Genomic DNA, 17,895 nt, shown 5'->3' with positions numbered 1-17,895 from the left:
AGATTTTTATCTTAAAGAGGCTACGCTAACTGATTCACTGAGATAATCAATGCCTCCCTCCATCGGATTTTTTTTGACACCAAAATCCGATAATTCTTTTTCCACTGTGGGCTTATTTTCATAAGCGCTGTGATAAAGGAAGGCCTGGCAAAATACTTCTTGAGGAGTTAAACCGTAACGACTCGGTGAATTGGTCAACGCCTCGAGCACTGGGTGGCCGCAGTTAGCTGACATTCGGTTATATTTTGCATATTTATATTTCCAGCTTGATTGCAGCTGTGTCAGATGCTGAATCTCTAGCTCAATACTTCGTTCAGCATTTAAAAAGGCAAAAAAACGCAGACCGTCTACATTTAAAGTGTTGGATAGCATCCAGGCATAGGTTACCAAAGAGGGGCGAAAGAGGGCCCTGGCCTGAAAAGCCTGCTGCTTGTAGATGATGTTTAAATGTTCATCTTTCGCATCGCCCTGGAGTAGCAAGGTACTGCGATCAAAAATCATGCAATCTGAGTTTTATCAATTATCCGAATATGCTTATCCACCACACACAAAGCAGTAGCGATATGGGTTTGTGGGGAAAAAGGATTAACTTCTCCAGAAGGAGAGGCAATTGTGGGATCTAAAATGATAACGCGTAAAGTGTGTCCATGCATTTTTATCGGAATGGCTTGAATCAATTGTTGCACATTTTCAAAAACAGAGTTCTTATTGTTGCTGGTTGCAATTAATACATTGCCAGAAATACTGGTGGATCGAACCGAGTGGTAATGCCGAGCCAGGTTTAAATTTGTTTTAAACCCAGGAGATAATGATCTATGAAAAAAACGCCACATAAAAATGCCTTGGTTATTTAAATTCAATTAAGAGAGATGTCATTTTTATCGCTTCTCGCAGCTATAAAACAAGTAGAAAAGAGATCAATAACTCACCTTCACCCCGTTTTTGATATCGCGGTTCTTTTGTTATAATGGTTAATTTCTGTTATACCAAATTAGTGCATGTTTACTCCACCCCCACTTCCCGATCTAAAAAAACTTATATTTGATTGCTCATCTGAAAAAGTTAATCGCGAAACAGCCAGGAATGTACTGGATAGTGTTTTACCTCAGGTTCGCAGGTATCAGGCTTTTTGTGCGGATCCAAGTAAAGAATACAGTGATAGTGAATTTGACCTTGATTTAAAAAAACTACAATTAACGGTATTGGATGATTTCTATTTAAACAAGCAAACGGACTGGTTAACTATTCTTCAACAATACGGATATAGCCCTCTTACGCAACAGCAGATAGATCATTATCTAAAACCCTGCAAAATCAGTTTTTTTTCAGTTGTACAGGATCTTATAGAGGGCCCTTTCAAATTCAGCAAATTAAGAGAAAAACAGCATGCAGAGATATTCATGAAGCAGGCGCAAAGAGGTGAGCATATTGTTTTTCCACAAGATATGCCTTCAGTTGTACGGCGAGTATTGCTAAGACTCACAGAGCAGCTAGCGATCATAAATCACAAGGTATATCATTGGACGACCTTGTCGAATCTGCAGAGCATAATCCGGAATAAGCTGCTTTTGGGTAATCACATCATTCAAGAGAAGGGGATTTCGTTTGAAAAAAATGCATTGAATACTGGTGATGTGGTAAATGGCGATGGCAGCGTCATTTGTTTATGCCCCGCACTTGTGGATGATGTAGCCCTGATAAGAAACAAGAGAATCAGACGGGATTTACTCCGATTAACTATTAATCTTCAAAAAGTACTATGCCCAGGAAAATATAATCAATTTTTTAAGCTCTTTGACTTTTTTGCCCCTCCTTTCTCAAGGCGTCTGAAGATTAATTCCGATTTGACGATAGATGTACGTAAAAAGGAGCGCGACAATCCTAAACTAGAAGTAACTGTTTCCTTATCAGGCAATCCTTTTACAATTACAATCGATAAAAGCGATGCGATTATATATGGGGATCTCTATTCAATTAATCGCTTTTGTTTAAGTAAAGTTTTTGAACTTTTCAATTCCCGAAATGATTTGATGGCTTATCTGACATTTTTAAATGAAAATGACATAGCAAAGATTTTTTTGTTGACTGGTCAGGCCATGACACTTTTTTCCGAATATAACTTCAACCACTCTCTGAATCTAAGCTGTTTTTTGATTGAAGAAATTTACCAGGCTGAAAGTAATTGCTTGTGGAGGATCCATCAGGAATGTCCAGAGCAGTACGAGTCTCAATTGCACTCTATATTACAAGAAGGAATGGGAGGCCAGAGCGATCAATTATCGACGCCATTAATAGAGCTGCTTAATTCGAGAGAGCTTTCTGTGAACGGATACAAATATCACCTGGGTTTAAAAGTGTCGGAGTATGATTACAGTCACTTACCTGCAGAATGGTTTGGGAAACACGAGTATATAGAGACTCGCTATGACACTAATTGTATAGAAGTACTTGCTTCTCCCCAGAGCGCTGCCTTTAAATATTTCTAAAATCTCAGTATGCTTCGTTTTTGGACGCTAAGGTTTAGCTAGATATCGTAAGTTAATCAACTTCCAGGAATGATTTTAAATATGCTAGAATGGCTTTCAAATTACCAATAAGAGCGAATTATGTTTAAATTTTATGATATCAAGACTCCTCTGGATCCTAAAGCATTATCAGAGGCTATAGCTGCCAGAGATGAGTTGCAAAAGCAAAACAAGCTATTAACAGAAAAGAATATCTCTATTCTATGTGGAATAATAGATGACCATAAGACGGAACTTGAGGATTGCAAAACCAAATTAGATGGCCTGAAAGAAGAGCTTATTCAACTTAAAGATCTTGGTTCAAATAAAGAAGTAGAGCGCTGTGAAGCGCAGATTAACTACTACTGTGTTCAAATGGAAATTCTGAAAATGAAGATTGAAAAATATGAACAGAGACTTCAAAAATTTGAACAAGAAAATACCCCTGAGTCTGAGTTACCCTCTCCAATGCTAAAATAACACTCCCATGTTCTATACTGCATTTTGATGGAGTATGGGACGCCTGATAGTATTCAAGATCTTTCGATTTCTGATAAGAGTATGATTTAATCGAACACGCTGAGTATTTTTAAGGAAAAAAATGACAAATTATCTACTCAAAGAAAAATTAAAAATTAAGCAAGGTTATGAGATTTATTGTCAGGTTACTGGTGACGAAGCAGATGATGCGCCCTATGTTTTGCTGATTCCCGGCGGGCCAGGGTTTACTCATGTTGCTATGGAGGAATTGGCAGAAAGCCTGACGAAAGCCAGTAAAGAGGCTGGCCATACTCCTTGTCATTATATATTATTTGATCCCTTGCACTGCGGCCAGAGTGATAGGGCTAAAGAGTTTGAAACTGAATTCACCGTTGAAAATTATGCTGAAATTGCGGCGCAGGTCGTTGAGGCCGTGCAGGAAAAATTAAATCTTTCGCGCATGGATTTACGCTTAATGGGACGTTCATTCGGAAGTATGACTGCCATGTCAATGCCTCCCTGTCGGCCTCAATGGATAAATAATCCGGATTCAGCTATTCAATTAAATCAGCTTATTTCTATTGTAGGCCCGATTAGCCACGAAGCGATTAATCAAAGCGCCGCGTATGTGGAAAAAAATTATTATAATCGTGCGGATTTTGAAGAGTTAAAACAATCCGTCAATGCGCTAATGACTGGAACAATTAAAAACGCACTGGACTATCAACAACATATTGCCTGTGGTCTAGCCCCTTTATATGCAGATGAGTATGAAACCATGAAGGAAAGTTGGGTTGGCCAAATGATGATGAGCCATCCTGATTTGGCTCGAGGTATTTTATGGGGTTTAAGTTGGGTTTCCTCCTCTTATGCGGGAATGTATGACGCACTCACGGGCTGTTCTTTAGAGGTACTGAATTACTTTTTTAGTCATCATTTTAATCAGTTCAATTTGTTAGATAAAATTGCAGCGAATAAAGAGCTGTATCAATCGTTGCCGATTTATTGTATTTCCGGCTCGAGAGATTATGTCGCTGAGCCTCGGATTAATGCCGATTTATTATATGAGCAATTGCCTGAATCATTAAGCAAAATTGATTTCAACAGCAAGCATAGTATTAGCGCTGACCATCCCGATGTATATCCTGAGTTGCTTGAATTATTATTACAGGGCAAGTTATCTGAGGATTATCTGGCATGTCATAACCAGGGTGACAAAAAAGCGATTGATAGCTATAAACTGGCTCATTCTTTTACGCAACAGGCAAGGACTATTCAGCAGCTTCATCCAGAGCTAAAAAAAACTGCGCGCTCTCGATTTCATTTTTTTGGTTTCCAGGAACCCTTGGTTGATGTGACGGACATTTTAAGCGCTGAGCCTGAGTCGGACGAAAAAGCGGTTTATCCACGCTGATTAATAAGAGAAAAAGGGCCAGGTTCTGCTATTTCTTACTTCTTCTGTGCAGACCGCTTGGAGTATGGGTTTTTCTTCTGCTGTCAGAGACGCCTCCAGATAATTTTTCCAGATGCTTATCTGCCAGCTTTTTGGATTCTTTGGAATGGTGTTTTTTGGACATGGATCTCTCCAAATGAAGGGATTACCTTATTAGCATAGAGCATGTTTAATAGTTGAGCAATCGGGGTGTTTTTCCTTGTTTCGGTAAAAAAACAGCCGCTTTGACAGCAATAGACATTTTTTGTACAATCGGGCATCGATTGGTCACTTGGATAAATTCCAGTTCAAATGAGGAAAAAAAATGTTTTTAAGAAGTGCACTTTTAATTTCCAGTTTAACTTTGTCAGTTGCTGGCACCGTGTATGCCGCCGCCATTGAAAAGGCCCCCAAGCAAACTCCTGTTCAGCTTGGATATGCATTGAGTGGAATACAATATAAAGCGGTATGTCAGATCCGGGCAGAATCTGAAAATATTCTGGTGGCTCGTGATGATGGATATGCTAAATATTCATATCTTTTAACTCAAATCAATGATAGCAAATCAAACACTGGACTTGTCAAAGAAGGCGATAACACCCTTGTGATTCGTTTTAGATTAAACCCGGCATTTGATAGCAATGTGACTTCCTATTTAACCAAGTTTAGAGATGGGGAACTTAGTATAGAAAATTGCGTTCTGGATATTGATTTATAAAGCCCCTAATTTTGCAGGAAGTTTTAATCAAATTAAACAAAAGGACGCCATATTTACAAATTTCCCAATGCTCGAATAAGCCAGCTTGATTATAGTAAGCAAAGTAAAGGAAATGTTGGGCGACGCGCCCAACCTACGCTTACGACGTATCATCGATCTTCATAACCTTTGATTTCCAAAGATGAAAATGCCATCATTTGCCTTTTTTCTAAAAGGATTAGCAATGTCACTAAGGCACTGGGTAAAAAGGATGTTGAGTGTGGCTTTCTGTATTTTTAGTTTCCATGGCAATGCCAGTGTTCTGGAAACGGAAAAAGGCCAGCTTGTGGATCATGCATATTTGGGAATGTTTCCTCAGAGTGCGGCCCGTTTAGTGCTGCAGAAAACAGTGCCTCTTGATACGCTGGAGGCTAATTACGATTTGAATCTTTACTCAATCCATTATAAAACCCTCGATCCCGATGGCAGGGTAACTATCGCCTCCGGTCTGGTTGCTATGCCGATTGTTGCGGATAAAGCGGTGAGTGTAGTCAGTTATCAGCATGGTACGCGGTTTAATCGTGATGATGTTCCTTCGCGGAGCATGGAAAAGAGTTACATGATTTTAGCGGCTTTCGGTAGTCACGGCGGCTACATGACCGTAATGCCGGATTATCTTGGACTGGGGGATAATGAGCTGCCGCTTCATCCCTATGTACAGCCTGAAACGCTGGCTGGCAGCAGTGTAGATATGTTGTTAGCTGCGAAGCAATTAGCGGCGCAACTGAATTATTCTCTCAATGAAAAGCTCTATCTGACCGGTTACTCTGAAGGCGGATTTTCAACGCTGGTGATGTTTAAGCTCTTGGCAAAAGAGTATAGCAATCTGCCCATCAGCGCGGTTGCCTTGGGCTCTGCTCCCTATGACTGGGAAGAAACAATACGCTTTATTCTTTTGCGGCCAGGTCCGCGAGCCAGTGCGTATATGGCTTATTTCTTTTATTCCTTACATTACTACAAACATTACTGGACCAGTTTGGACGAAATTTTTATCCCTCCTTACAACACTCTCGTTCCTGAATTATTTGATGGTAAACACAGTAATGAAGAAATTCTGGATACCCTGCCAAAAGATCCGGTAAAGCTTCTTCAGCCCGCGTTTTTTGATGCAATTCTTAACCAACGTGACACCAACTCCGAAAAGCTTAAACAACTGTTCAATCATTATGATTTCACGCCCACCGCACCTTTGCTGCTCGTGGGTACAAAAGGGGATAAGGATGTTCCGTATCATGGGGCGGAAATTGCCTATGATGTTTTTCGCAAGTTAAGTGATTTTGTGTACATTAAATCGGTCAGTGAGTCCCAGGATCATGTCGATGCAGCACCTTTTGTATTAAAAGAACAATTGGAGTTTTTCAAGCAGTATTAATAGAAAATCAGCTCAGGCTTGCTCCGAATGGAGCACCTGACTGTGCGTTAACTGTCTATAATTAGAAAACGCCATACTAAATTGCGAAAAAGGAATAAGCAATTAACATTAGATATTAAAATGAATCTTGTCCAAACCGCACTCGCATTTTTTGAAGGGATAGGGCTTGCCTTTTCTCCCTGTATTTTACCGATCTTACCCTTCATGTTTGCCGCCTCTCTTACAGGGGGAAAATTGCGTCCCCTGCAGATTGTTTCAGGTTTCATTTTAAGCTTCAGTTTCTTCTCTCTGCTTTCAAGGCAATTACTGTTTGCAACAGGCGTTCATCTGGATCAAATCCAGTGGTTTGCTTATTTACTGCTGCTTATACTGGGATTTATCATGCTTGTACCCCTCCTGGAGGAACAATTTGCCCGCTACACCAATCGATTAGCCAATCAAGCGCAGCAGCTTAGCAAAGCACGGTTTTTAGAACAGCCTGGCGGAGCCTTTGTTATGGGTAGTTTGCTGGGATTAATATGGACGCCCTGTGCGGGTCCTATTTTAGCGATCGCCCTGGTTCAGATTATCCAGGCACAAACAAACTGGCAAGCTGTTTTGACTGTTGTGGCATTTAGTGTTGGTACGGCAATACCTTTACTAGTGGTCGGCTATTTTGGGCGATATTTTAGTCATAATCTTAAGGCAATTAATCGTCATACTCTTCTAATCAAGCGCAGCATGGGAGTACTGGTTATCAGCTTCGCTTTACTGGGTTTATCAGGAGTTAATATCGGTCAGTGGACTTCTGTCAAAGAAGAAAGCAATCCAGGACAGGTGACGAAAAATGAATTAATAAATGCTTTGCCAGTGTCGTATCCCGCACCACAGATAGTGGGGGTAAGTCATTGGATAAATTCGCCCGCAGTGACTCTGGAATCGCTGAAAGGAAAGGTGGTTTTAGTGGATTTCTGGACCTATTCCTGTATCAATTGCATACGGACCTTGCCCTATATAGAAAACTGGTATCAAAAATATAACAAAGAGGGGTTGGTTGTTATCGGTATTCATGCGCCGGAGTTTGGGTTTGAACAGCAGCTTAGAAACGTGATAGAGGCGGTCAGGAAATTTGGATTAACGTATCCTGTCGCATTAGATAATCAATTATTAACCTGGCAGAATTTCAATAATCATTATTGGCCTGCTCATTACCTGATTAATCAGCAAGGAGAAGTGGTATATATTAACTTTGGTGAAGGGGAATATGATGTCATTGAAAATAATATTCGTTATCTGTTGGGTCTTAATAAAAAAGAAGCATCAGAATTTAACGTACCTATCGCTGTAAATCAAACACCAGAAACCTATCTGGGTTCTGCCAGAGCCGATCGGGAAAGCCGCTCAGGAGCACTCCCCCTGCATTATTGGCAGTTAATCGGCCATTGGCAAATGACTCCACAATACATTGAAAATGACGATGGAGGCAGCCAGCTAACCTTACACTATCAGGCGAAAAAAGTATTCCTTGTCGTTGAGAATTCTTCAAAGCAAACAGGAAAGATTGAAGTCATTAATAATCAGCACCAGAAATCGGAAATTTTTATCTCCGAAGCCAGGCTTTATCAGCTTCTCAATCATCAGAAAGCACAGGAGGGCATTGTGACGATTAAGGCGCTTACTCCTCATCTGCGCTTTTACGCCTTCACGTTTGAAAGCTAAGCAAAAATCTTATTGTATTTTTTACGAATTTTCGTGTTAAAGTACAGCGCCTTTAAGTTTTTACTCAGTACAGGGATGATCAAAATGCTGTCTGCACTAAAGAAATTACCAGCGTTTTTTCTGTTTTATTCCGCTTCAAGCCACGCTGCTTATAATTTTAATCATCTGGTAGGGGTTGATTATCAACCTAATCATTATGCCGGTAATGTCGCTCAGAATAATCATGATGTATTTATTGTCGGCAACGATGGAACGGGTGCTCCTATTAGCAATGTCTATGCTGAACTGCTGCAATTGCGGGAAGCCGGATTCTATACGGTCCGTTCCTATCAGACCACAGTCTATTCCTGGGCAGAAATCATCAAGCAGGCGAATGCCCTGGGGATGAAAGTTATTTATGAAGCGGTGATTCCGCAGCAGCCTGCCGATTCACCGGTGAATGGATGTCCAATTCCTTCAGCAGGTCAGGGATACATTCCCTGTGCGCAGGCAACCCTGAATGCGGTGATTGCGCGGGTTGGACAGGCGGTTTTTAATGATACAGTGATTTTAGTATTCGCAGGCCATGAAAATTATTGTGAGGCAGGCAATGTTATTCCGCCTTGTAACAATCCAGTGACATCTAATGTCACTTATCTGACGTCTGCGGTAGCGGCGCTGCAGTCTACTCTGGGCGCAGCAGGCCTTAGCACTCCGGTCAGCTCAGCTTTAATTAGCGGTAATCTGGTTACTCCCAGTGTGCAAATTACGAATGACATGATTACCCTGGTCAACAGCTATTCGCCAACGGCTCCACTGGCTTTTGATCCCTATCCTTTCCAATGGGGAGTTCCTCCGGCAACTGCTGTCTGGACGCCGCCCCTGAGCTCTCAGAATCAAGCACAGAACTCATTGGCATGGGATTATCTTCGGGTAGTAGGCTCGGCTAATCCTCCCGCTTTGCCGGCAGCTGCACAGCAGCCCTTTTACACGCCGGGAAGAGTACTGATGTCTGCTGAAACAGGCTGGGCAACAGCCGGTTCTACTGGTGAATACGCCTGTAACTCTCCTGGACCATGTCTTCCCAGTGTGGCCAATGCAGTCACGTATTATCAGGCTCTCTATCAGGCGAGTGCTGCGAATTTTGTTGCCTTTTCCGGTTATCCCATTGCTGTCCTTGCATTTGAAGCCTACGACGAGCCAAATAAAGGCAGTACTTCAGCTGAGGGGCATTACGGGCTTTTTGATTCAAACTGTTTCCAGAAAGCGGCAGGTTTAGTACCCGTCAACAGCATGGTAGCGAACAAGGGCTGTCAGGGTTTTTCCAGCGGCAGCCTGTTAACTATCGTAGGCTTTGCCCATCCCTATACGTTGGTCATCAGAGGAACCAATCCTTCCACCGGAGCGGTTTCAACCATTACTGCAAGCAGTAACGGACAACCAGGGCCTTCAGATGCGACCTGGCCTCAATATCTGGTATTTCCTGGCGCGACAATTACCATTAGAGGAACTCCGTCCTGTACCAGTACGGTGCAATCGATTGTAAATGGACATATTACTTTCTCTGGAAGCTGTAATTGTCCCAATGATAACTTGAATAACTGTTATTACTAAGGCGGCGATTGATATGAAGTACAATGGTGTTAGCCTGTTGGCATTAACTCTTTTTATGCCGGCAGCGATTGCAGGCAGTATGGGTGAGGTTGCAACGCCGCATGTCGGGGGATTGTTCATCGGCATTGGCGGAGCTTATGAGGCATTGCGAGTCAAATCCAGTGACTCTTCCCAATTGAACGTGATTAGCGGCTTTCCGCCCTTGGGAATCTATTCAGGGGCAAGAAATAGCTACTCTGAGTCAGAGGATCGATTGATTCCTATGGCGCAAGTGGGTTATTTCAAAGCATTCGCTGACAGCGGTTGGTTGTGGGGGCTTGAGTTGACATATCACAATTCAAGGTTAAATGTGACTCACAACGCGGCATCGATTCATTTTTTTAATCCTGTCGAAGCGGTGAGCAATGAGCTACAGGTGGAAGGCTTTAAAACCAGAATGAATAATCAATGGATGCTGCCAGTATTTATCGGTCATTCCTTTAAAAATAGCTTTCTATATGTGGGCGCAGGTCCTTCCTTGCAAAAGGTTGAGCATAGTGTATACAGAAGCTCGGATACGCAGTCAGGTTATTATATTGGTAATCTGAATGGATTTTCTGATGAGAAATGGCTGTGGGGCGGCGCTGTTCAGGCAGGCGTTGCGTATTTCCTCAACCCTTCCTGGTTTTTAATGCTTAATTACACCTACTCAAAAACAGAGACCTATAAGCAAAACCATGTGATATCGTTTTCTCCTGAAATAAACGAGGGTTTCAATGGCGGGCTTTTATCGTTTAATACAAACCAGCGTCTGAGTACCCAAGCGGTGAGCCTTTCGATTAACAGGGTATTTGCTTAACCCCTATAAGGCGCTGACTTAAGGTTTTAATCCCGATCCCTACGTTTTAAGAAGCTGTCTTTGCGAGCGCCAGCGAAGCAATCCAACACTTCACTTTATTCGCAAAGACGACAAGAATAATACAGCTTATTGCATTTTACATGGAGCTCGTAGGGGCCGTACTTGAGTCGTCAGGTAAAATGGCTGGCAAGGTTTTGAATATCGATTGAGCTTTGCGCCGGCCTTCTGAACGAGGTTCTATATGGCCATTGTCTTTAAGTTTTAAACCAAAAAAATCATCGACTAATTTACCCAGTATCTCAAGGCTATGATTCTCAGTTCCGGCTTGCTCGGCGGGATTTGTCAAATGGCCCTGAGTCTGAGCATCCGTTTCCAGTTGAAGACCTGTGAAGATCTGCTGATATACCATTTTTCTATAATTTTCATCGCGAGTAACCGGATCAAACACTTCTATTTGCACATTTCGCTCCCCTTGAATGGGTTCTTTATCGGAACTTGGCGAGGAAATTGACTGGATGGCATTATAAAGAATACTCAGATAAATTTTCAGAGATGAATTATCAGTGTTCATCTTTTCCCAAAAAATAACAGGATTAATAAAACGCAATAAAATGAATGCCAGGAAAATGCGCTGGCTGTTTGCCAGATCAGAATCCTTCTGGCGAAGATCAAAATAAGCCAGTTTTAAAAATTCCTGAATTACTGATGGGAATCGAGCAGGAGAAAGTATGTTTTCCATTACTATTTTAAATTGCTGCTGCAGGGACTCGATTGCCTCTGGAGATGCCTGAAAATCTGCTCTTCCGACGGAATAGGTCTTTTCATTGATATTTAAGTTTCTGAAAAACGAGGTCAAAGTCGAAGTCTGTTCCAGAATAAATTGTCTAAATCCTGCGTGCTCTTCTTTGCCTAATCGCAGCTGAAGCAATTGGGCAAGTAAGTTATTCCCGCGACACCATGTCATTAAGTCTTCATATCGCAATAAGTGTTTATATACAGTCAACATTTCATCATCTGACAGTTGATCCGCCAGAATTTCTGAAATTGGGCGAGTTTGTCCCTCAGCATGCTGAAATATTTCAAAGGCCTGTGTAAATACTTTATCTTTTCTGCGCGCTAAATTTAAAATAAACTCGGCCGTTTTTTTCTTATCGATGGAAAATAAGCCCTCAAAAAAGTCTTCGATGGTGGTGAATCCCTTCCTGGAAAGCATTTCAATAATATTTTTCTCCGGGTTTACCCCTGTTCTATGCGACAAAGGAGGCGACTTGGGGCATGAGTTATAAAGCGTGAACGGCGTTGTAAACTGTCCTCTTGGAGAGCTTGGTTCGCTCGTTTGGCTATGGTTTATGCCAGTGGCTTCTCCCAGTCTGGTATTCACATACTTCTGGATTAGCTCCGTACCTTCTTTTGTAGATTTTCCCTTGAGCACTTTTTCCAGGTTTTTATCAGTGAAAAAAGTTCCGAAATCGAGAATTTCCGGTGAAATTTGAAAAATCTGATAAAGCAGGGCGAATAAAATACGCTTAGTGCGCACCGTTTGACTTTTGAAAAGCTCATTATGTTTCTCAGAATTTTGCATGAGCAGCAACACGTTTTTTATTTCTGATTTGTCGATAAGGCTTGTTATCTCTTCTGGAGAACAGCACTGTTTAGCAAATTCAATCATAGCCATTAAAATGTGATACTCATGTAACGGCGTAAGGCGCATACAGACAACCTCTTAATAATCATTCATTCAAAGGGGGTAATATTAAGCTAAAATAAGCAAAATTTAAACAAATATATTATTTTTGATTCTAATATAAATTGAATGGGATGTAATATACTTGAATAAAAACAGTAAAATTAATGCTTTCCATAGAAAATGGACTGAAAGATGGGGCTTAAGACATGAAAACCTATAGAATGTATATCAATGGGGAGTTTACCGAGGCAAAAAATGGAGCGACCCGCGATATTATTGATCCCGGTAATGGTGATTTAATTGCCAAAGTGCCGGAAAGCAGTAAAGAAGATGCCCTGCTCGCCATTGTGGCTGCGCGCGAAGCCTTTGATCAGGGCGAATGGCGAAAAGTATCTGCTCTTGATCGCGGTAAACTCTTATTTAAGCTAGCTGATTTAATTCGGGATAATGCCGCCAGACTGGCTGAGCTTGAAACCCAAAACTGCGGAAAACCACTGGCGGAAGCGGAGTACGATGTAGCTGATGCGGCTAACTGTTTTGAGTTCTATGCCGGGCTCACTACCAAAATTCATGGCGAAACCATGTCGGTTCCCGCCAATTCATTCAGTTATGTAGTGCGCGAACCAATTGGCGTATGCGGGCAAATTATCCCCTGGAATTTCCCCCTGTTAATGGCTGCATGGAAACTGGCGCCTGCTTTAGCGGCGGGGAACACCGTGATACTGAAACCCTCGGAATTAACTCCTATAACCGCGCTGGAATTATTTGAACTAATTGATCAATGTGGATTTCCCCCCGGCGTTGTCAATCTGATAACAGGACCCGGAGCGGGGGTAGGCGAGGAGCTAAGCAGCAATCCCTTGGTCGATAAAATCGCGTTTACTGGTGGAACCGCTACCGGCAAAAAAATTATGCAGGCGGCAACCGGAAACCTTAAGAAAATCTCTCTCGAGCTGGGAGGAAAAAATCCCAATATTGTGTTTGCTGACTGTGATCTGGAAATGGCAATTGATGGTGCTCTTTTTGCTGCTTTTGCCAATCAGGGAGAAGTATGTTCCGCCGGTTCCCGTTTGATAGTAGAGCGCTCTATTCACAAGGCATTGCTTGAAGGAATGCTGAAAAAAATTCCAAACATTAAACTCGGACATGGTCTAAGTGCTGGTGTTAAAATGGGCCCGCTGGTATCCAGCGCACACCGGCAGAAAGTTGAAAACTATATTCAGATTGGTATAGAGGAAGGTGCAAAACTTCTCTGTGGCGGGAAAAGACCGCAAGCTGAGGAGTTTGCAAAAGGGAATTTTCTCGAGCCTACCATTTTTGATGAAGTAAACCCCAGTATGCGTATCGCAAAAGAGGAGATTTTTGGCCCGGTTCTCGTGGTGATTCCCTTTGATACAGAGGAAGAAGCCATTCAGATTGCTAACGATACAAACTATGGTTTGGCTGCTGCTGTCTGGACCAATAATCTGACGCGGGCGCATCGAGTCACATCGCAATTGCGGGCAGGAATTTTATGGGTTAATCATTACCACCCGACCTATAATGAAATGCCCTGGGGTGGTTATAAGCAAAGTGGCTCAGGGCGCGAGCTGGGTTTGTATGGCATTGAAAGTTATCTCGAAGTGAAGCAGGTCAACATCAATCTCGATGAAACCCCCATTGGATGGTATGAATGAACGAAATCAGAATTAAAACGTCAATCCCGGGTCCAAGATCGCTGCAATTAATGGAAGAGCGCCGTGAGCATGTCGCACGTGGACCCTTTCACGCAACGCCTGTTTTTGTGGAAAGGGCAAAGGGTTCTTTTGTGGAAGATGTTGATGGCAATGTGTTTCTGGACTTCTCTTCTGGAATTGGAGTGGTCAACACGGGCCATTGCCCTGATTCTCTGGTGAAGGCCGTTAAACAGCAGTCAGAAAAATTCATGCATACCAGTTTCAATATTCTTCCTTATGAGGGGTATATCAGAGTCTGTGAGAAGCTGAATCACCATGTGCCAGGGGAGTTTAAAAAAAAGTCATTACTTTTGAATTCAGGCGCGGAAGCCGTTGAAAATGCCGTCAAAATTGCCCGTGCTTATAGTGGAAAGCAAGCCATCATTTGTTTTGATCATGCCTATCATGGGCGTACTTATATGGCAATGGCGCTGACCGCAAAAAATAAACCGTACAAGCATGGATTTGGCCCCTTTCTCTCAGAGGTTCATCGGGCTCCCTTTCCCTATGAATATCGCTGGTGTGGGCAGCATTGCTCGGAAGAAGCCTTTGAAGATTTTGTTGAATTGGTCAATTTTCGTGTAGGCCTGGAGAATGTGGCTGCGGTGATTCTTGAGCCTGTTCTTGGCGAGGGAGGCTTTCTGCAGTTTCCCGCATCCTACCTCAGTAAACTTCGCGAATTCTGCACAGCAAACCAGATCATTTTAATTGCGGATGAAATTCAGTCAGGATTTGGACGAACCGGCAAGCTGTTCGCTATGGACACCTTGGGCGTAATGGCTGATCTCACGGTCACCGCCAAGGGCTTAGGCGGCGGAACGGTTATCGCCGCAGTAACCGGACGCTCTGAAATGATGGACGCCGCTATGGAGGGCGGCTTAGGGGGAACCTTTGGAGGAAACCCCTTGAGCTGCGCTGCGGCGCTTGAGGTGTTCAAGTTATTTGAAGAGGGCAATATTTTAGCTAATGTCGCAGCTCTCGCTGCGGTACTTGAGCAAAGACTCGGAGAGTTCAAAGAAAAATACCCTATTGTCGGCGATGTTCGCGGTCTGGGAGTTATGCGAGCCATTGAACTGGTGAAGGACAAGGCGGGTAAGTTGCCTGACAAGGAAGCGACGGCTCTTTTAGCACGTTTTTGCCTGGAACGTGGATTGGTGGTGCTTGGCTGCGGAACCTATGGGAATGTAATTCGTCTGTTGATGCCATTGACTACTCAAGTGAGCGATTTGGAAATTGGACTTTCGATTATTGAGGAAGGGCTGGAAGAACAAAGTAATTCCAAGTGATGCTCATATTTCAATTCCAGAGCGGCATGGTTGCCTCAATAGAAAACCTCTCGTCTTTGCGAACGGAGTGAAGCAATCCAAATCGAATCTTGAACAAAGTAAGGATCTGGATTGTTTCGCTGACGCTCGCAAAGACACTTTGAACAGCTATATCATTTATGCAACAACGCAATCCAGAGTCGCCGTCCGCACTCTGGATTAGCTCTCGTCTCATGAATGACTCTACAATTTTAAGCCACTTGACTCAATGGCAGGGGCTGCCGTACTCGTACTAGCTTGAGCAGGTATTTGTTCATGGAAGAACATACCGGGGTAGCTTACTGACGTCATACCTCTCTGCCGGCGGGTCGCTGGGAAGTTTGTATTGTGATTGATACCGCTGTAGCTTGTCGAAACAATGCCCCTTTGTCTACGGGTTGCCGGCAGGTTCGTGCTGAGAGTGGGCTTATTCTGGCTTGCTGAAAGTTCTGCAAGCGTTTGAGAGCAAGTCTCCATCAGGTCTTCCATTTCGTCATCGGAGCACTCGGGAGTTGTTGAAATATCCCGATATTCCAGCTCGGGTTCTTTATCTTTACGGCGTCGTTTTGCTGCGCTGAAAAAGTCTGGAGATTCTTCATCTTCATCGGTAGCGTTACAAACCGTGCTCATCACGGTAGAGCGTTCTTCGTCTGATGGAGCCAGATCTTCCGCTTTTTCGCAAAGGGAGGAGAGCACTTCTGCCGATTCAACAGCGGCCTCATGCTTCTCATTAGCTTTTTTTGCTCGTCTTCTCTTGTACCATGTTGTTTTGCTGATAGTTTTGATTCTTTCATCCTCGTGCTCAGGGTTCTCGGGATCGTAGACAATAGTACTATCTCGAGCCAGTACCGTGATTTTTTCTCCCTGAGGATCGTTCTTCATGATGGTCTCTTCGGGAATGGGATAGTGCTCGGTCTCAGAATCATAGCCATAAAATACTCTGGTTCTTTTCAGAACATTATGGGTGTAGAAAACCAAAGAAACTCGATCAGTTGATATATCCGCTTTTTTAGCGTCCTGGGTCGCGCCATAGACACAGTGTAGATAATCGGTATCAGCAATCAAGGCATCGCGGTCGTTCAGATTAAAACGAAGAATTTGGCCGGTTACCAGGTCTTTCCATTCTAAAAAACAGGTCCCTGCACCCATTGCTGCGTTTGGCTTTAGGGACACACCCAGAATCACACTGTAGTTTGCAGGATCGGTGTCTCGATGCAAGTCCTGCTTTGTTCCCCGATTGTATTGCACTGTGGTATAGATATTATCAGGAGTCAGCATTAATCCCGCCTTTTTGAAAGGAATCATTGCCTTTGCAGTCTGCCTGAAGGTTGCGGGTAATAACATTTTAAACTGCAGATTCAACTTGTCGCTGAGTTGACTTAATTTTTCGAGTATAGGCCTGCTGTCAAATTGATGGCGAGCCAGATGATTTGCCTGCCCCGCGTAGTGGCGCAGGTATCCGAAACTGGCGCTGCCTATTGCTTTACCGGGATTTTGTTTTCTGATTTTCTTATTGAAATCAGAGCCGCCCGCAAATACAGTGGTAGGTAATTCCTTTAACGAATCGGAAATTGAATCTTGTTCTCGTTGATTGATCGCATCTTTTAATAACACAGCCAGAACTTTATTAGTCTGGGCATCCAGTACAATCGTTGACTGCTCACTAATATTCTTCGCATTTAGTATAACCCGTTCCCTTTCCGCATCAATTTTGATAATTTTGGGGTTAAATTTCTCAGGCACCACATTCACTTTCTGAATTGCAAAACCTGCTTCTTCATATTCGGTGATTTTGTCTTCAGTCAGATAATCCCCAATTGTATTGCGTCTGTCCATCAGTAATTTTTCAGCGACAGTTGAGTAATCGATCTCTACCTTAATAAAAGATAATTCTTCAAAGGTTTTCCAAAGGATTTTATTAAATTGATTTTTGAGTATTGTGGTTTGCGCATCATCCTGAACACCTTTCAAACGGCAGATTTTCCAAAAAACGAAGGATAAAAAATCCCTCTCACTTCCACTAGGGCTATCATTGAGAAAGGACAGTAAATGATGTTGATTGGCAATAATAACTGCGCGTGAGATATTGGCAATATCCTCATCCCCAAGAGGGTTTTTGACTAGTAATTGTCGGGCTATGTTGTTACAGAAATCAAAAAGTTTCTGGTTACGCGGGAAAGGATTAGGCGTTATTTTATCCACAGCAATAGGCAGAGCCTTGGAAACTGATTCAGGTTTTAATGAAGCAATCGTTTTTTCGCAGGCAATACTTTCTGGCGACTTTGTATTCGAACAGTATTGTTTGCGAGTATAAAGGGCTTGCAATTCTTGCCAGGGTTTCCTGAGACTATCCATTACAGCAATCTTTTTATGGGAGCGGTGAAGTGGTTTTTGATTTTTACCAGGCATGATTTCCTCATAAACTGAAAGACAAACCCGGGGCCATTCTTAAGTCCCGGGCTTAGAATTGGGCTTATTATACATCTTGTAACCAAAAAAGCTAATATTTGCATTG

General features: G+C 42.8%; 15 protein-coding genes. 10 read left to right on the top strand and 5 right to left on the bottom strand.

Translation table 11 applies throughout. The features are described from left to right. Positions 1-6: 6 nt before the first annotated feature. Both DYH61_RS13550 and DYH61_RS13545 read right to left on the bottom strand, forming a co-directional pair. Positions 7-501, bottom strand: coding sequence for a hypothetical protein (locus DYH61_RS13550; RefSeq protein ID WP_058507184.1), 495 nt, complete (start codon positions 499-501; stop codon positions 7-9). Next, positions 498-833, bottom strand: a complete 336-nt coding sequence (locus DYH61_RS13545; protein WP_058507185.1) for a hypothetical protein — start codon at positions 831-833, stop codon at positions 498-500. Before DYH61_RS13545 ends, DYH61_RS13550 begins: the two co-directional genes overlap by 4 nt. A gap of 165 nt (positions 834-998) precedes the next feature. Between DYH61_RS13545 and DYH61_RS13540 the strand changes: the two genes are divergently transcribed. The 3 genes from DYH61_RS13540 (at position 999) to DYH61_RS13530 (ending at position 4,398) form a co-directional block, all read left to right on the top strand. Next, the gene (locus DYH61_RS13540; protein ID WP_058507186.1) at positions 999-2,486 is read left to right on the top strand and encodes a hypothetical protein; all 1,488 of its coding nucleotides are present in this window, start codon (positions 999-1,001) and stop codon (positions 2,484-2,486) included. Between the two features lie 120 nt (positions 2,487-2,606). Further along, positions 2,607-2,984 (top strand): hypothetical protein, encoded by a 378-nt coding sequence (locus DYH61_RS13535; RefSeq protein ID WP_058507187.1) that lies wholly within the window; start codon positions 2,607-2,609, stop codon positions 2,982-2,984. Between the two features lie 121 nt (positions 2,985-3,105). Further along, a complete protein-coding gene (locus DYH61_RS13530) occupies positions 3,106-4,398 on the top strand; it encodes an alpha/beta hydrolase (protein ID WP_058507188.1) in 1,293 nt (430 codons plus the stop codon). A gap of 28 nt (positions 4,399-4,426) precedes the next feature. Here DYH61_RS13530 and DYH61_RS15925 read toward each other — a convergent pair whose 3' ends face one another. Further along, entirely contained in the window at positions 4,427-4,561 is a 135-nt protein-coding gene (locus DYH61_RS15925) for a hypothetical protein (RefSeq protein ID WP_256595716.1), read from the bottom strand. Between the two features lie 180 nt (positions 4,562-4,741). Between DYH61_RS15925 and DYH61_RS13525 the strand changes: the two genes are divergently transcribed. The 5 genes from DYH61_RS13525 (at position 4,742) to DYH61_RS13505 (ending at position 10,674) form a co-directional block, all read left to right on the top strand. After that, positions 4,742-5,134 (top strand): hypothetical protein, encoded by a 393-nt coding sequence (locus tag DYH61_RS13525; protein ID WP_058507189.1) that lies wholly within the window; start codon positions 4,742-4,744, stop codon positions 5,132-5,134. Between the two features lie 223 nt (positions 5,135-5,357). Further along, positions 5,358-6,545: an alpha/beta hydrolase family protein gene (locus DYH61_RS13520; RefSeq protein ID WP_058507190.1), complete on the top strand. Its 1,188-nt coding sequence runs from the start codon at positions 5,358-5,360 to the stop codon at positions 6,543-6,545. A gap of 120 nt (positions 6,546-6,665) precedes the next feature. Continuing rightward, positions 6,666-8,243 carry a cytochrome c biogenesis protein CcdA gene (locus DYH61_RS13515; RefSeq protein ID WP_058507191.1) on the top strand — a complete coding sequence of 526 codons (1,578 nt, stop codon included), beginning with the start codon at positions 6,666-6,668 and terminating at the stop codon, positions 8,241-8,243. A gap of 84 nt (positions 8,244-8,327) precedes the next feature. Further along, positions 8,328-9,836 carry a glycosyl hydrolase family 17 protein gene (locus DYH61_RS13510; RefSeq protein WP_058507192.1) on the top strand — a complete coding sequence of 503 codons (1,509 nt, stop codon included), beginning with the start codon at positions 8,328-8,330 and terminating at the stop codon, positions 9,834-9,836. A gap of 13 nt (positions 9,837-9,849) precedes the next feature. Then, a complete protein-coding gene (locus DYH61_RS13505) occupies positions 9,850-10,674 on the top strand; it encodes an outer membrane protein (RefSeq protein WP_065236125.1) in 825 nt (274 codons plus the stop codon). A 136-nt stretch (positions 10,675-10,810) separates the two neighbouring features. On the opposite strand, the gene DYH61_RS13500 is transcribed toward DYH61_RS13505, so the two are convergent. Then, positions 10,811-12,385, bottom strand: a complete 1,575-nt coding sequence (locus DYH61_RS13500) for a hypothetical protein (RefSeq protein WP_103989281.1) — start codon at positions 12,383-12,385, stop codon at positions 10,811-10,813. Positions 12,386-12,567: 182 nt separating this feature from the next. On the opposite strand from DYH61_RS13500, the gene DYH61_RS13495 reads away from it, so the two are divergent. Beyond that, positions 12,568-14,037 (top strand): aldehyde dehydrogenase family protein, encoded by a 1,470-nt coding sequence (locus tag DYH61_RS13495; protein ID WP_058507194.1) that lies wholly within the window; start codon positions 12,568-12,570, stop codon positions 14,035-14,037. Beyond that, a complete protein-coding gene (locus DYH61_RS13490; protein WP_058507195.1) occupies positions 14,034-15,362 on the top strand; it encodes an aspartate aminotransferase family protein in 1,329 nt (442 codons plus the stop codon). The genes DYH61_RS13495 and DYH61_RS13490 overlap by 4 nt, the downstream gene beginning before the upstream one ends. A gap of 222 nt (positions 15,363-15,584) precedes the next feature. Here the strand turns inward: DYH61_RS13490 and DYH61_RS13485 are convergent, their stop codons facing one another. Beyond that, positions 15,585-17,789, bottom strand: a complete 2,205-nt coding sequence (locus DYH61_RS13485; RefSeq protein ID WP_058507196.1) for a hypothetical protein — start codon at positions 17,787-17,789, stop codon at positions 15,585-15,587. Positions 17,790-17,895 lie beyond the last annotated feature (106 nt).

The organism is Legionella quinlivanii (assembly GCF_900461555.1).
GTDB classification, from domain to species: Bacteria; Pseudomonadota; Gammaproteobacteria; order Legionellales; family Legionellaceae; genus Legionella_C; species Legionella_C quinlivanii.
This window is presented reverse-complemented; position numbering and strand designations above follow the sequence as displayed.

Excerpts from the sequence above, each read along its gene's own strand:
- DYH61_RS13485 (WP_058507196.1), bottom strand. The coding sequence starts at position 17,789 with ATGCCTGGTAAAAATCAAAAACCACTTCACCGCTCCCATAAAAAGATT.
- DYH61_RS13490 (WP_058507195.1), top strand. The coding sequence starts at position 14,034 with ATGAACGAAATCAGAATTAAAACGTCAATCCCGGGTCCAAGATCGCTG.
- DYH61_RS13550 (WP_058507184.1), bottom strand. The coding sequence starts at position 501 with ATGATTTTTGATCGCAGTACCTTGCTACTCCAGGGCGATGCGAAAGAT.
- DYH61_RS13540 (WP_058507186.1), top strand. The coding sequence starts at position 999 with ATGTTTACTCCACCCCCACTTCCCGATCTAAAAAAACTTATATTTGAT.
- DYH61_RS13505 (WP_065236125.1), top strand. The coding sequence starts at position 9,850 with ATGAAGTACAATGGTGTTAGCCTGTTGGCATTAACTCTTTTTATGCCG.
- DYH61_RS13500 (WP_103989281.1), bottom strand. The coding sequence starts at position 12,385 with ATGCGCCTTACGCCGTTACATGAGTATCACATTTTAATGGCTATGATT.
- DYH61_RS13515 (WP_058507191.1), top strand. The coding sequence starts at position 6,666 with ATGAATCTTGTCCAAACCGCACTCGCATTTTTTGAAGGGATAGGGCTT.
- DYH61_RS15925 (WP_256595716.1), bottom strand. The coding sequence starts at position 4,561 with ATGTCCAAAAAACACCATTCCAAAGAATCCAAAAAGCTGGCAGATAAG.
- DYH61_RS13545 (WP_058507185.1), bottom strand. The coding sequence starts at position 833 with ATGTGGCGTTTTTTTCATAGATCATTATCTCCTGGGTTTAAAACAAAT.
- DYH61_RS13535 (WP_058507187.1), top strand. The coding sequence starts at position 2,607 with ATGTTTAAATTTTATGATATCAAGACTCCTCTGGATCCTAAAGCATTA.
- DYH61_RS13525 (WP_058507189.1), top strand. The coding sequence starts at position 4,742 with ATGTTTTTAAGAAGTGCACTTTTAATTTCCAGTTTAACTTTGTCAGTT.
- DYH61_RS13520 (WP_058507190.1), top strand. The coding sequence starts at position 5,358 with ATGTCACTAAGGCACTGGGTAAAAAGGATGTTGAGTGTGGCTTTCTGT.
- DYH61_RS13495 (WP_058507194.1), top strand. The coding sequence starts at position 12,568 with ATGAAAACCTATAGAATGTATATCAATGGGGAGTTTACCGAGGCAAAA.
- DYH61_RS13510 (WP_058507192.1), top strand. The coding sequence starts at position 8,328 with ATGCTGTCTGCACTAAAGAAATTACCAGCGTTTTTTCTGTTTTATTCC.
- DYH61_RS13530 (WP_058507188.1), top strand. The coding sequence starts at position 3,106 with ATGACAAATTATCTACTCAAAGAAAAATTAAAAATTAAGCAAGGTTAT.